Genomic DNA, 14,280 nt, shown 5'->3' on the forward strand with positions numbered 1-14,280 from the left:
TCAGACTTGCCGCTCCAGCGTCACCCACCAACGAGTGCGATACCGCAACTGCACGGGCAGAGTCTGCGGGAGGATGGCCAGCAATTTATCGGTGTTCTCCAGACGGAAGACTCCGGACAGTCGCAAGTCGGCAATGTCCGCTGAGCACGTCAGATAACCGTGCCGGTAACGTGCGACTTCATTGAGAAAATCCCCCAGGCGCATGTTGCGAGTGACAATCAGGCCGTCGACCCACGAACCGGCATCCATATCCAGCGACGGAGCCAGCTTCGCCTGGTGGTGATCGATCAAATAACTCTGCCCGGCCTGCACCCGGATCGGCTCACCGTCGGCGGCCCGCGGTGAATGAATCGCAACCATGCCGCTGGTGACACTGAGTCGTGTGCAGTCATCCTCCTGACGCAGGATGAACCGCGCCCCCACACCTTCATACACGCCGTGACGACTGTGCACCCGCAACGGTCGATCAAATGAAGACGCTTCGTCGATCCCGCCGCGGGTCACAATGATCTCGCCACGCGTCAGTTTGATCAGCCGTTGCTGCGCGGTGTAATCGAGATCCGCCGCGCTGGCGGTGTTGAGCTCCAGGCGTGTGCCGTCGGGCAACTGGAAACCACGTCGCTCGCCCGTGGCGGTGGCGAAGTCGGCGGTCCACTGCTGCCAACCCACCGCATCCTTGCCCAGCCATCCCGCAGAACCCATCAGCAATGCTCCCGACAGCAACTTCAGAGCTTGTCGTCGTCCCAATCCCTGAGCGCTGTTTTCCAGCGTATTGAACGCGACTTGAGCGCCGGGCACTGCGCGCAGATTCCTGCTCAACTCGGCTTGCAGAGACTGAACCCGCTGCCACGCCAATTCGTGTTCAAAATGCTCAGCGCGCCAGACATCGCATTGCTGGCGCAACCGTGGATTGGCAGCGTTGTTGCGCAGCCGCAGCAGCCAATTGATGGCCTGTTTGACCACCTTCTGACGAGGTTCGCCACGCCGGTGAAGTGACGAGTTATCCACAGGCATCACGCTTCATACCGCAAGGCATAGCAGTGATACAGCGCATCAGCGACATAACGCTCCACCGAGCGCAGGGACAAGCCCATCTGCTCGGCAATCTGCCTGTGGGTAAGTCCTTCGCACTGCGCCAACAGAAAGGCCTGACGCACTTTCGGCTTCAGGCCTTCAAGCATGCGGGCGATGCTTTCCAGCAATTCGAGCACCAGCGCCCTCGCTTCGGCACTCGGGGTGTGTGCTTCGGGCAAGTGGGCGATGGTTTCCAGGTAGGCGCGCTCGATTTCCTCACGGCGCCAATGGTCGATGACCAAGCCACGGGCGATGGTTCGCAAAAAGGCGCGGGGTGCCTTGAGTTCCAGGCGTTCGGTTCTTTGCAGCAGGCGCACGAAGGTGTCCTGCGCCAGGTCTGCCGCATCGGCGGCATTGCCCAGCCGAGCGCGCAGCCACGCGTTGAGCCAACCGTGATGGCTACGGTAAAGCGTCTGAACGGCAAACCCAGGTGTGTACATGAACGCGACAGCCCGAACATCACAAATGATAATTAGTCGCATTGTCATCAAGGGTCACGGAATTTGCAACTGCCGGTCGAACAACCGTCGTCACAAAAGTGCTATTCAACCGCTCTAGCACGCCGTTCGGCGGGAATGCCGGGCATTTCATACAATCCCCTAAGATTTCTACGACTCGTGCCGACAGACTGGTGAGACATGCGTGCACCAAAGTAGAGCGGACGAAGAATGCCGCCTGCGCTGTTACATGGAATGTTGCACCTGGAACGCATCCCCACTTTTTGCATAAGAAGTCACATGAAATGAATCTCAAATTCAGCCATAAAATCCTTCTGGCCGCCTCTGGCGTCGTGGTGCTGGCTTTTGCGTTGTTCACTTTGTACAACGACTATCTGCAGCGAAGCACCATCCGGCAAAACCTCGAATCCTCCGTCCAGCAAGCCGGCGATCTGACCGCCAGCAGCGTGCAGAACTGGATGAGCGGCCGTGTGCTGGTGCTGGAAAACCTCGCGCAGAACGTCGCTCATCAAGGCGCCAACGCGGACCTGCCAGGCCTGGTTGATCAACCGGCCTTCACCTCGAACTTCCAGTTCACCTACGTTGGCCAAGCCACTGGCGTGTTCACGCAACGCCCCGACGCGAAGATGCCAGACGGTTACGATCCGCGTCAGCGTCCCTGGTACAAACAAGCCGTGGCTGCCGACAAAACCATGCTGACGCCGCCGTATATGGCCGCCGTCGGTGGTTTGGTGGTGACCATCGCGATGCCGGTGAAAAAGAACGGTGAGTTGCTGGGCGTGGTCGGCGGTGACCTGAGCCTGGAAACCCTGGTGAAGATCATCAACTCGGTGGACTTCGGTGGCATCGGCCACGCGTTCCTGGTCAGCGACGACGGTCAGGTGATCGTCAGCCCGGACAAAGACCAGGTGATGAAAAACCTGAAAGACATTTATCCAAACTCCGGCGTGCGCATCGAGAAGGGCAATCAGGACGTCACCCTGAACAAGCAGGACCGCATTCTCTCGTTCACCCCGGTGAGCGGTTTGCCGAATGCCGAGTGGTACATCGGTCTGTCGATCGACAAGGACAAGGCCTACGCGCCACTGAGCCAATTCCGTACCTCGGCGCTGATCGCAATGTTTATCGCCGTGAGCGTTATCGCAGTGCTGCTGAGCCTGCTGATCAACGTGCTGATGCGCCCGCTGACCACCATGGGCCGCGCGATGCAGGACATCGCCCAGGGCGAGGGAGACCTGACCCGTCGCCTGGCCGTGGAAAGCAAAGACGAGTTCGGCGAGTTGGGCGGTTCGTTCAACCAGTTCGTGGAGCGGATTCACGCGTCGATTTCCGAAGTGTCCTCGGCGACCCGTCAGGTTCACGATTTGTCGCAGCGTGTGATGGCATCGTCCAACGCCTCGATCGTCGGTTCCGACGAACAAAGCGCGCGCACCAACAGCGTGGCGGCGGCGATCAACCAACTGGGCGCCGCTACTCAGGAAATCGCCCGCAATGCCGCCGATGCTTCGCAGCACGCCAGCGGCGCGAGCGAACAGGCGGACGACGGTCGTCAGGTGGTGGAGAAAACCATTCTGGCCATGACCGAGCTGTCGCAGAAAATCAGCCTGTCCTGCACCCAGATCGAAACCCTGAACGCCAGCACTGACAACATCGGGCACATTCTGGATGTGATCAAAGGCATCTCTCAGCAGACCAACTTGCTCGCGCTCAACGCCGCCATCGAAGCGGCGCGTGCCGGTGAAGCCGGCCGCGGTTTTGCGGTGGTGGCGGACGAAGTACGTAATCTGGCGCATCGCACGCAGGAGTCGGCGGAAGAGATCCACAAGATGATCACCTCGCTGCAGATCGGTTCTCGCGAAGCAGTGACGACCATGAACGCCAGTCAGGTCTCCAGCGAAGAGACTGTCGAAGTGGCAAACCAGGCAGGTCTGCGACTGGTCAGCGTGACCCAGCGCATCGGCGAAATCGACGGCATGAACCAGTCGGTGGCCGCGGCGACGGAAGAGCAGACAGCGGTGGTGGAAACCCTCAACGTCGACGTCAACCAGATCAACCTGCTGAACCAGCAGAGCGTGGCCAACCTCAATGAAACGTTGAAGGATTGTGATGCGTTGTCGTTGCAGGCGAACCGGTTGAAGCAGTTGGTGGATAGCTTCAAGATCTGATCGCGTTATGGGTCAATCGCGGGCAAGCCCGCTCCCACAGGATTTTTGGCGAACACAAGATTTGTGTACGACCGGAATACTGTGGGAGCGGGCTTGCCCGCGAAAGCGGTAGACCAGTCACCGCTGAACCAAAGCCTTAAGCAAACAGCTTCAACACATTATTCATCGCATCATCCGCAAACCCCTGCACAAAATCCTTGAACCCCGGCAATGCCTCATCACCCCCCTGCGCCGGTTCGGCAATGATGGTCCAGGTCGCCCGCGACTGGCCCGCGCCAAACGGTTCAACACTCATCGCCGCCCACAGATTGGCCACGCCCAGCGTGTTGTAAATCGTGGTCCACGTCATGTTCATCGCCTGGTCATCCCGGGAGTTGAGTTGCTCGACCACCAGGTTGCCGTCCTTGAAGAATTTCTTGCGCAGCGACGACACGCCTTCGCCCGTCATCTCGATGTGCGACAGCGCCGGAATGAATTGATCGAAGCCGGCAAAGTTGCCGACCACCGCCCAGACCTTCGCAGCGTCAGCCGGCACTTCCACAGAAGACACGACGTGGCAGCCTTGAGGGTTTTTGATCAGGGTATCGGGTTGCAGAGTGCTCATGGTGTTGCTCCATTGGGTTTGAGTGAATCAGATGAAATTGATTTCTTTGAGGTAGTCGCAGCCGCGACGCAGCAGCGCCGGGGATTTTTCCGGGTAGTGCGCGCCCATCTGCCGCACGCCGGCCTGAGCGTTGGCGTGGCCGATCATCGAGATGTCGCCGATGTCTTCTTCGAAGCCGTTGAGGTAGAAACCGAGCACGCCGAACAGCGCGTTGTCGCTGTCGACCCGGCCCAGTTGCTGCTGCCAGTCAGCGACGCTGACCATGGAAAACTCCCGGCCAGCCTCGCGGAATGACGCGACGTAATCGTCCCAGCTCAAAGGTTCGGGGTTGTGCAGGTTGAACACCGCTTTTTCAGGCGAATAACGGCTGGCGTGGAAGGCGATAAAGCGGGCGAGAAAGTCCACCGGCATCAAATCAAAGTTCAGCGCGAACTCCGGCACCTGGCCGAGCTGAATCGAGCCCTTGAGCATCAGCATCAAGCGATTTTTATGCGGCTGACAGACGCCGGTCAGGCTGTTGAAACTGATGTTGCCGGGGCGATAAAGATTGACCCGGACCCCAAGCTCGCGCGCCCGTTCGAGGATCCGTTCGCCGACCCACTTGGACAGGTTGTAGCCGTTCTTGATGTAGATCGGTGGGGTCTGCGCGGCGGGCAACTCCAGCACCCGGCCATCGTCGGCAATCGTGCTGGACGCCGACAACGTGGAGACGAAATTGAAGATCTTCTTGCTGCGCCCCTCGCACAGTCGAAGGCATTCGAAAATCGGCTCGACGTTGTCCCGCGCCAGCGACTCATAATCGAGCACATGATTGACGTTAGCGGCGTTGTGCACCAACGCGCCGAACTCCCGGTCGAGACGCTCGTAAACGTCCGCATCGAGACCCAATGCCGGGCGCGTAATGTCTGCCGCGTAAACCTGCACCCGGCTCAGGTCCAGATGCTCCAAACGGTTTTCCCGCAACGCGTGAGCGAAGCGCTCCGCCGCCGATTGCCCGCCGCCATCGCGCACCAGACAGGCGACTTCACTGACGCCCCACGCCAGCAACGCCTCGACGATGTGCACACCGACAAAACTGTTGGCGCCGGTGACGATCACCTTGTGCACATCGCCCATGCGGCTGATGGGCAGCGGCTTAATATCCAGCTCGCGGAAGGCATCCGCCAGCGCCTGCGCGCTCAGGACTTCCTCGGTGCCGGAGCCGCGCACCAGGGTCGCCAGCTTCGCAATGGTCGGCAATTCAATGAAGCGGTTGATCGAGATGCTGCGGCCGAATTCCTCACGCAATCGCAGCAGCATCCGTGACAACAAAATTGAATGGCCGCCCAGATTGAAGAAGCTTTCGTCGGTCGAAATATCGCTGGCCGGCAGCTCCAGCAGCTCGGCCCAGATCTCCAGCAACAGCGCTTCGTCGGCACTGGCGGGCAAGCGCCGCGTCGTGTTTTCGGCAACATTCACCGGCATTGCCAGCAGGGCTTTGCGGTCGACTTTGCCGTTGCTGGCGAACGGCATACTCGGCAGCTCGGTCCAGGCGATGGGTTGCATGTAGTCCGGCAAGAACTGCATCGCATGAGCCTTCAAGGCCTCGCGGGCTATGCCCGGTTGTTTCTCTTGAGATTGCGCGAGGAAGGCCAGAATCCGCCGCTGACTGTCGATGACCACCGCCACCTGACGGTACAACTGACTGTCGCGCAGGCAGCGTTCGATCTCTTCCGGCTCCACCCGAAAGCCGCGAATCTTCACCTGATTGTCCCGCCGCCCGCACAGCTCGATACCGTCGCGGGTCCATTTCGCCATGTCTCCCGTCCGGTAGGCGCGCAGGCTCTGGCCGTCCGGCAGATTCAAGTCAAGGTAACGCTCGGCGGTCTGCTGCGGGTTGTTCAGATAACCCAGACACACTCCCGGCCCGACGATGTACAACTCACCGACGGTCTGTTCGACCACCGGTTGAAACGCTTCGTCGAGAATCAGCACCTGGCTGTTGGCAATTGGCGCCCCGAGGGTGCGGTTGCTGTCGCCGGCGCGCAGCTGACGCGCGGTGATCAGCACCGTGGCTTCGGTCGGGCCATAGAGGTTGTAGAGGTTGCCCTGACGGGTGAGCTGCTCGATGACATAGGGCTCGCAGACATCGCCGCCGGTCATCACATGATCCAGAACCTGCAACTGATCCAGCGGCAGAATGCTCAACAGTGCCGGCGGTAAAAATGCATGGCTGAGGCGTTGATGGCGGATCAGCTCGACCAGTTGCAAGGGATCGCGGCGCTGGTCGTCGCTCGGCACGATCAGCTCGGCACCCTGAAGCAGGGTCGGGAAAATATCGATCAGCGACGAATCGAAACTCAACGACGAAAACTGCAAGGCCCGACTGTGCTCGGTCAACTGCACATAGTCGGCGTACCACGCGGTGAAGTGCGCGAGGTTGGCTTGGCTGAGCAGTACACCTTTGGGATGCCCGGTGGTGCCCGAGGTGTAGAGCGCCATGCAGGGCGCATCGAGGTCGGGTCGCTGGCGCATCAAGGGTTGGCTGAGGTCAACGTTTGCGCAGTTGATGCGGCTGATGTTCAGCCCCGGCATTTCGTCGGCGAGGGGATGCTGGCCGTCATGCAGCAGCAACACAGCCCCGGCATTCGAAAGAATGTACTGCTGACGTTGCAGCGGATGGCTCGGCTCCAGCGGCAAGTACACCGCGCCGCTGCCCAGAATCGCCAGAATCCCCGCATACAACGCACCGCATTTCGGCAGGCAAATCCCGACCACCAGCGGCCCTTGATGCTGAGCGAGCAATGGCAACAAGCGCTGCTGGATAGCGCGGCTTTGGGCGTGCAATTGCCGATAGCTGACCGAGGTACCGTCGATGTTAAGCGCGGGTCGTTCGGCGGACTCGATGAAGCGTTGTTCGAGGCGCTCGATCATCGGGATCCGGGCGAGTTGCTGCAGCCACGGTTGAGCCGTGTTGTTGAGTTGATGGACGAACGCCAGGCGTTCTAAAAACAGCAGATTTTCCAAGTGGTCACAATGGACTGCCGCTGCCGGTTCGACCTGAAAAAAGTACTCGGCATCCCGGGAGAATCGGCTGACCAGCAGCGAGACATGGTCCACCAGTTCGGCCACTGCTCGCAGGCGCAACGCCTGGCCATTTCCAGAGGGTTCGTCGGCAATCGGCACGCGTGTGATCAATTTCGATCCCTGCATGCACAGCAGGTCCATCGGTGGCAGCCCGGTTGCGCCTGGCACGCCGACACCCAGTTGCAGCGTCAGATGCGGCGCATCGCCTGGGACTGAAAACGCCAGGCTGGCGTCGTCAATCAGCAGATCGAACGACGGCGCCTCCTCGAACGCCTCGAGCCGCACCAGCGAATGACCCTGTTGTTCAAGTTCCAGCGCCAGGTCGGTCAAGGCCTGGCTTTGCCCAATGAGTAGAATGTCGAGACGTCTCATGATGTTCTCCTCGTTAAACCAGGTAGTCGCTGAGGGCGTCTTGCACGCACGGCGAATCGAGCAGCGAACTGCTGCGAAAAAACCGCACGATGTTGGCGACCAGCGGGTGATGACGATTGATCGGGAAGGCCATCCCCGAGATTTCGTTCTTGAGTGCCTTCCGTGCCGCGTCGCTGATCTGCAAGGATTCGATCAAGCGGAAGTCGAATGACTTCTGGATTTCGTTGGTCAGGTAATGGCCGATGAACACCGGCAAAATCTGTGCGATCTGTTGGCGGTCGTCTTCGCTCGCGGTGTGCCAATAGATGCGCACCATCCGCGACCAGAACCCTGAGTGGCGGCCCTCATCGAGCAAGTGATCGGCCATCAGGCCCTTGATCGATTGCTTGACCGTGTCGTCCTTGGCAAACGCCGCCACATCGCCGGTCACGGTGTTCTCGGCGATGGCCACGCAGATCAGTTCAACGGCGCTGCGCAGGTGTTCCGGTGCGAGGGCCACGGCGGCCGGAATCGCCCGGCTCAGCTCGATTTCATCCGGCAGCAGGATCGGCGTGATGCCGGTCATGGCAACGGTCTGCTGCATGAAATCCATCGCCACCAACGCGTGGTAATCCTCGTCCACCACCACGGTCATGGCGTCATAGCGACAGGCAAACGGAAACGCCACGGCGAAGCGATTCTTGGCGATGCTGCGGGCGGTCTTGTCGACGATCTCGGTTTCGAAAATCACCACGTCGTTGATGAATTTGTAGAGCGTCTGCACCAGCGCGAAGTCCCGTTGTTCCGGGCATTCACGCAGGAAGGTTTCACTCAGTACCAGTGGCTGGCGGCTTAACGGATAGATCAGCTTGTCATCGTTCTCCAGCACCCGCCGGGGCCGCGTGCGGATGGTGGCGCGGCTCTCCCAGGCGTCGGCGAAGGATTGGTAGTCGGCGGCGTTCATGCGTTCACCTCAGGCATAGGTTCGCTCATGCTCAGGCGCAAGCCGTCCCACAGGGCGATGCGGCTTTCCACAGCGGCAATGGCGCTGGCGTAGACGTCCTCTTCGCGTTGTGAATCGCCATCGACCAGTCGTGCGAGAAGTTTTTCTGCTGCCGGGCCATGGTCCTCGGAGTCGACTTCTATGTGCCGCTCCAGGTAATACCGGAAGGTCGGCGCTTGTTCGATGCCGATGCCCCAGTCGTCGAGAATCCGCTGGAACATCTGCGGAATAACACTCTCACGACCATGCAAAAACGCAGCGGCAACGCTGTGTCCCGGTGCATGCAGCGCGGTGTGCAAGGTGTGCCGCACGAACTGCGCGGCCGCCGGATCGACGTCAACGCTTTGCAGTGCCACGTCGTAACTCACACCTTCTTGTTGCAGCGCCACGAAGCGTTCAACGGCGACTGTGCTGGCACCGACTTCGCGCATCGCATCCAGGTACAACTCAAAATGACTGTAATGACCCTGGGCCGGACGATCATCGGACTCTTCACCCAGCACGATCTCGTTGATCAGGCGCGCGGCCTGCGGATCTCGCGGCGGCAGCCAGGGCAATTGAACGCAGGTCAGTTCCTGTTGCAGGCGTTTGGTCAGCGACATGAAATCCCACACCGCAAAGACATGGGTTTCCATGAAACGTTGAAGTACCGACAGCGAATGTATTTCAGAGAAGATCGGGTGCGCACTAAGTTCTGCTTTCTTCTGGATGAGGCGGTCTTTATTCGTTTTCATGAGCGAGCCTATAAGTGATCTGAAATGCCGATAAGGGTGTTGTGATCAATAAGTGACGGTCGTTTAACGTTTTTTATTGGCGAGCGGATGCCTCAATTAAATTGATCTAATCAAGTGTGATAAATGTGTTTCGGTGCCGTGTTTATTGGCGGCGGAGAAAAACTAATACACGAATAAAGTGTCGGGCAAGTTATTTTTATATTATTTGCAAGTTGTGTTTTCTCGCGCACGACAAGTTCCGATAAAACTTTAAGTGTCAGTTTTATTTTGGCGTAGTTGCTCCTTTCGACGAAGTATCGTCAAAATTCAAATAAAGAGTGAATGCCTCACTCAAAGCAACTTTCAAAGTTGTTCCGTTGAATGCTTCAAGGGGTGGAAGTTGGCTGGGATTGACGCCGGTGCTTCCTTTCCCGTGACAAGACTCCTTCCGTAGGTTCTTGGTGCGGGGACTGCGCCGCCAATGCGGTGCGTCACCCGTTCATTATTCGTTGGCAGCCCAAGAGTGAGCGTAAATCACGGCCGCCGCTATCACCCGGACGTCATCTTTGCTGGCGTATTGATGGAACTGAGGGAGGTCGATCGATGGCAAGGCTTTGGGGAATGGAAGAGGGGTCGCAGAGTGACTTGGTGTGAGCAGAGGGGATGTGTAAGGAGATTATTCACGGTAAACGCGGCGCGCAGTTCGAACTGCGCGCCCGGCTTGGCGCAGGGGTTTTACCTGGAGGTTTTCTTGTTCAGCGCTTCAGGACTGTTGAGGTAACGCGTGATGACCTCGACACCGCGATTGAGGTGGTTTTCGAGCAGCTTCACCGAGCGCTCGATGTCGCGGTCTTCGACCGCCAGCAACAGCGCTCGGTGGTCTTCCTGGGATAACTTGCCCAGGCCCATGGCTTCCAGGTTGAAGCGCAGGAAGCGCTCCTCTTCGTTCAACCCTTCTTCGACCAGCCGCAACAGCCGGCCGTTAGGCGCCTTGCAATAAAGCGCCATGTGGAAGAGGCGATTGAGGCGGCCGATCTCGCTGTAATCGTGCTCCGTTTCCATGTCGTCGACATGCTTGGCTGCCCTTTCGAAGTCGTCCTTCTCCAACAAGGGAATCGACAGGCGCAGTGCCTCGGATTCCAGCAGGATCCGTAACGCATAGGTTTCGACGGCATCGCCTTGAACCAGCGGTGCAACCACTGCGCCTTTGTGGGCGATAACGTTGAGCAGGGCCTGGGCTTCTAGCTGGCGCAAGGCTTCGCGCACCGGCATGCGGCTGACGCCGAACAGGTCGGCCAGATCTTGCTGGCGCAACGCGGTGCCGCAGGGAATGCGGCCGTCAAGAATGGCCGAACGCAGGGTTTCTTCGATTACCGAACGTGCCAGGTGAGCGGGAATCGGCCCGTTGACCTTGATACTGCTGAGGGGGTTGGGCTTCTGTGTCACTACTACGCACCCTGTCTGGCTGAAATATTTGGATCCAAATGGACACTAGTGACTGGCATGCAGCTTGTCAAACGGACAAAAGATCGCAGTCCGCGACTTTTCATGTCATCCACCATTCAAAGTCTAGCCCGTCGCCAGTGATTGCACCGTGCCATTGTCTTTTACCGGGCTAACCTGCACCATCAACCGAATTCCACCTGCCTGACCTGGATGCCTCGCATTGGCGGTACGTTTCGCGATCCCTCGGACTTTGCGCTGGCTGTGCTGCGCGTTGCTGCTGGCCGGCGTCATGCTGGGCGGGCTGCATGCCGATTGGGATTTTTCGCTGATCAGCCGCAAGGCGCAGGCCTTGTACGGGCCGTTGGGTGACGGGAAGCCGCGCATCGATGCCTGGCAGCAGTTGCTGGCCACGCAAAAGCAGGTCAACGAGCTGGAACAGCTCAACGTGGTCAATCAGTTTTTCAACAAACAGGTGCGTTACGTCGAGGACATCGACCTGTGGCACGAGGTCGATTATTGGGAAACACCCATCGAAGCCCTGTGGAAGGGCGCCGGCGACTGCGAAGACTACGCGATCGCCAAATACTTCAGCCTGCGCCATCTCGGCGTTTCCAGTGACAAGCTGCGCATCACCTACGTTAAGGCTTTGCGCCAGAACCGGGCGCACATGGTGCTGACTTACTACTCGAGCCCCGAGGCCATGCCGCTGGTACTCGACAGCCTGATCGATGCGATTAAACCGGCCAGCCAACGAACCGACCTGTTGCCGGTCTACTCTTTCAATGCCGAAGGGTTGTGGTTGCCGGGCGCCAAGGGCAACAAGAAAGTCGGTGATACCAAACGCCTGTCTCGCTGGCAGGACGTGTTGAAGAAAATGCAGGCCGAAGGTTTCCCGGTCGAGACGACTAACTAGGAGCACGCGCTCAGATGTCTTTGTTCAAACAGCTGTTGATCGCTATCTGTCTGTTCCTGGTGGTCGCCTTCACCGGCAGCTTCATGGTCAGTCTGGAAAGCTCGCGCACCCAGTACGTCAACCAGTTGCGCTCCCACGCCCAGGATGCCGCGACGGCATTGGCGCTGTCCCTGACGCCGAATATCGACGATCCGGCGATGGTCGAGTTGCTGGTCAGTTCGATCTTCGACAGCGGCTATTACGCGAGTATCCGTGTGGTCGACCTCAAGACTGACCAGACCATCGTCGAGCGTAGCGGCATTCCAGCGGTGAACAACGTGCCGGACTGGTTCGTCAAAATGATTGGCCTGGAGCCGGCCGGCGGCGATGCGCTGGTCAGCCGTGGCTGGGAACAGGCTGCGCGGGTCGAGGTGGTCAGCCATCCAATGTTCGCGTTGGCCAAACTGTGGCAGAGCGCACTGGGCAGCCTCGGCTGGTTGCTGATCTGCGGCGCCGTTAGCGCGGTGTTGGGCGCACTGTTGCTGCGCCGACAACTGAAACCGCTGGACTACATGGTCAAGCAATCCCACGCCATTGCTCGCCGCGAATTCCTCAGCCTGCCTGAACTGCCGCGCACACCGGAACTGCGCCGTGTGGTGCAGGCGATGAATCAGATGGTCGAGAAGCTCAAGGCGCTGTTTCAGGAACAGGCCGAGCGCAGTGAAAAATTGCGGGTCGAGTCCTATCAGGACAACCTCACGGGCCTGGCTAACCGTCGCTATTTCGAGATGCAGTTGAACGCCCGGGTGAGCAATCCGGAGCAGGCGAGCTCTGGTTATCTGCTGTTGTTGCGGGTCAAGGACCTGGCCGGTTTGAACCAGCGGCTGGGCGGTCAACGCACCGACCAATTGCTGCAAGCGGTGGGCGAGCAACTGTCCCGCGAGTGCGCCAAATACCCGGAAACCCAGAACCTCGTCACGCGGATACGTGGGGGTGAGTTCGCCGTGCTGGCGCCGGGGCTGGTGCGCGAAGAGGCGCTGCAACTGGCGCAGAACCTCGACAGTGCCTTGGCAAGCCTGCATGCGACCGGCGCCACTGATGTGGCTTCGGTGGCGTCGATCGGGCTCGCACCGTTCATTCATGGCGACTCACCGCAAGCGGTGCTCGGGTTGGGCGATCAAGCGTTGGCTCAGGCTGAAGGCCAGGGTGAGCAGAGTTGGGCATGCCTGGATCACAGCGCCTCGGCCAGCGTCGGGGATGACCATCACGCCTGGAACAACTTGCTGGATCAGGCGTTGAATCAGCAGCGTTTCCAGTTGTATTTCCAACCGGTGGTGGCCAGCCAGGACACGCAACTGGTGCTGCATTACAAGGTGCTGTCGCGGTTGATCGACGACGACGGCCAGACCATTCCCGCCGGACGCTTCCTGCCGTGGCTCGAGCGCTTTGGCTGGACCGCGCGCCTCGACCGGCTGATGTTGGAGCTGGTGCTTGAGCAGATGGCCGAGCATGAAGAGTCGCTGGCGCTGAACCTGTCTTCGGCGACATTGGCCGATCCGCAGGCGCTGAGTAAAATCTTCGAGATTTTGCGTGTTCATTCCGATCTCGGACCGAGGCTGACGCTGGAAATCGGCGAGGAGCAACTGCCGGAGCAATCGATGCTGGAAGAGCTGACGCGGCGTCTGCGTGAGCTTGGGTTCTCCTTGAGCCTGCAACGGTTTGGCGGGCGCTTCAGCATGATCGGCAACCTGGCGCGGCTGGGGTTGGCGTATCTGAAGATCGACGGCAGTTACATCCGGGCAATTGATCAGGAAAGCGACAAACGCTTGTTTATCGAGGCGATCCAGCGGGCGGCACATAGCATTGATTTGCCGCTGATTGCCGAGCGGGTCGAGACTGAAGGGGAGTTGCTGGTGATTCGGGAGATGGGGTTGTATGGGGTTCAGGGGCAGTTGTTTGGTGAGCCGAAGCCTTGGCAGTGAGGCTGATGCCGCTATCGCGAGCAGGCTCGCTCCCACAGTGGATCTTTGTCGACCACTAAATCCGGGCAGACCCAAAACCCTGTGGGAGCGAGCCTGCTCGCGATAGCGCCAGTACAGACAACAACAATGACGGGACCTTAAATCAACCCCGTCTCATCATCATCAATCAAATGACTCAACCCACCCAACGCCTCACGGGCCTGGGTCCGGTCCATCAGTTTGGCTTGGGCGGCGGCCGGCAGGTCGGTGACGCGGATCACACCTTTGCTGGTCAGCACCTGAATCAAGTCGTCGAGTACCCGGATCATTTCCAGGTCGCTCTGCTTAAGCTGTTTGAGGCTGGTTTCCATCACTTCGTTGGCGTACCAGGCCTGAATCTCGTGATTATCAGCCGGCAGCGTTTCCGTGGCCTCGGCGTAGGCCGCGGCTTCCACGCGCACTAACTGACCTTGCGCATCGCGTTGCACGTAGAACATTGAGCATCCCTCAGAAATGGACCAGCGTCATGCTGTCAGCAGCATAGGCC

General features: G+C 59.2%; 11 protein-coding genes. 3 read left to right on the forward strand and 8 right to left on the reverse strand.

The genetic code is table 11. From position 1 onward, the window contains the following. Both ACYZT6_RS27965 and ACYZT6_RS27970 read right to left on the reverse strand, forming a co-directional pair. Entirely contained in the window at window positions 1-1,014 is a 1,014-nt protein-coding gene (locus ACYZT6_RS27965) for a FecR domain-containing protein (RefSeq protein ID WP_462029453.1), read from the reverse strand. Next, window positions 1,014-1,514 carry a sigma-70 family RNA polymerase sigma factor gene (locus ACYZT6_RS27970; RefSeq protein WP_462029454.1) on the reverse strand — a complete coding sequence of 167 codons (501 nt, stop codon included), beginning with the start codon at window positions 1,512-1,514 and terminating at the stop codon, window positions 1,014-1,016. Before ACYZT6_RS27970 ends, ACYZT6_RS27965 begins: the two co-directional genes overlap by 1 nt. Before the next feature lie 302 nt (window positions 1,515-1,816). Between ACYZT6_RS27970 and ACYZT6_RS27975 the strand changes: the two genes are divergently transcribed. Further along, window positions 1,817-3,697, forward strand: a complete 1,881-nt coding sequence (locus ACYZT6_RS27975; protein WP_462029455.1) for a methyl-accepting chemotaxis protein — start codon at window positions 1,817-1,819, stop codon at window positions 3,695-3,697. A gap of 136 nt (window positions 3,698-3,833) precedes the next feature. Here the strand turns inward: ACYZT6_RS27975 and ACYZT6_RS27980 are convergent, their stop codons facing one another. The 5 genes from ACYZT6_RS27980 to ACYZT6_RS28000 form a co-directional block, all read right to left on the reverse strand. Next, the gene (locus tag ACYZT6_RS27980) at window positions 3,834-4,301 is read right to left on the reverse strand and encodes an SRPBCC family protein (protein ID WP_462029456.1); all 468 of its coding nucleotides are present in this window, start codon (window positions 4,299-4,301) and stop codon (window positions 3,834-3,836) included. Window positions 4,302-4,328: 27 nt separating this feature from the next. Continuing rightward, the gene (locus ACYZT6_RS27985; protein WP_462029457.1) at window positions 4,329-7,739 is read right to left on the reverse strand and encodes an amino acid adenylation domain-containing protein; all 3,411 of its coding nucleotides are present in this window, start codon (window positions 7,737-7,739) and stop codon (window positions 4,329-4,331) included. A 13-nt stretch (window positions 7,740-7,752) separates the two neighbouring features. Beyond that, entirely contained in the window at window positions 7,753-8,682 is a 930-nt protein-coding gene (locus ACYZT6_RS27990) for a diiron oxygenase (RefSeq protein ID WP_462029458.1), read from the reverse strand. Beyond that, the gene (locus ACYZT6_RS27995) at window positions 8,679-9,455 is read right to left on the reverse strand and encodes a DUF3050 domain-containing protein (RefSeq protein WP_462029459.1); all 777 of its coding nucleotides are present in this window, start codon (window positions 9,453-9,455) and stop codon (window positions 8,679-8,681) included. The genes ACYZT6_RS27990 and ACYZT6_RS27995 overlap by 4 nt, the downstream gene beginning before the upstream one ends. A gap of 714 nt (window positions 9,456-10,169) precedes the next feature. Further along, a complete protein-coding gene (locus tag ACYZT6_RS28000; protein WP_462029460.1) occupies window positions 10,170-10,880 on the reverse strand; it encodes a GntR family transcriptional regulator in 711 nt (236 codons plus the stop codon). A 220-nt stretch (window positions 10,881-11,100) separates the two neighbouring features. Here ACYZT6_RS28000 and lapG point away from each other — a divergent pair, with 220 nt between their 5' ends. Then, complete coding sequence (gene lapG, locus ACYZT6_RS28005) at window positions 11,101-11,793, forward strand: cysteine protease LapG (protein WP_462029461.1); 693 nt, start codon at window positions 11,101-11,103, stop codon at window positions 11,791-11,793. Window positions 11,794-11,807: 14 nt separating this feature from the next. After that, window positions 11,808-13,754, forward strand: coding sequence for a cyclic di-GMP receptor LapD (gene lapD, locus ACYZT6_RS28010; RefSeq protein WP_462029462.1), 1,947 nt, complete (start codon window positions 11,808-11,810; stop codon window positions 13,752-13,754). A 137-nt stretch (window positions 13,755-13,891) separates the two neighbouring features. Here the strand turns inward: lapD and ACYZT6_RS28015 are convergent, their stop codons facing one another. After that, entirely contained in the window at window positions 13,892-14,230 is a 339-nt protein-coding gene (locus ACYZT6_RS28015) for a hypothetical protein (RefSeq protein ID WP_054050336.1), read from the reverse strand. Window positions 14,231-14,280: the final 50 nt, after the last annotated feature.

This window comes from Pseudomonas sp. RT6P73 (assembly GCF_054897715.1).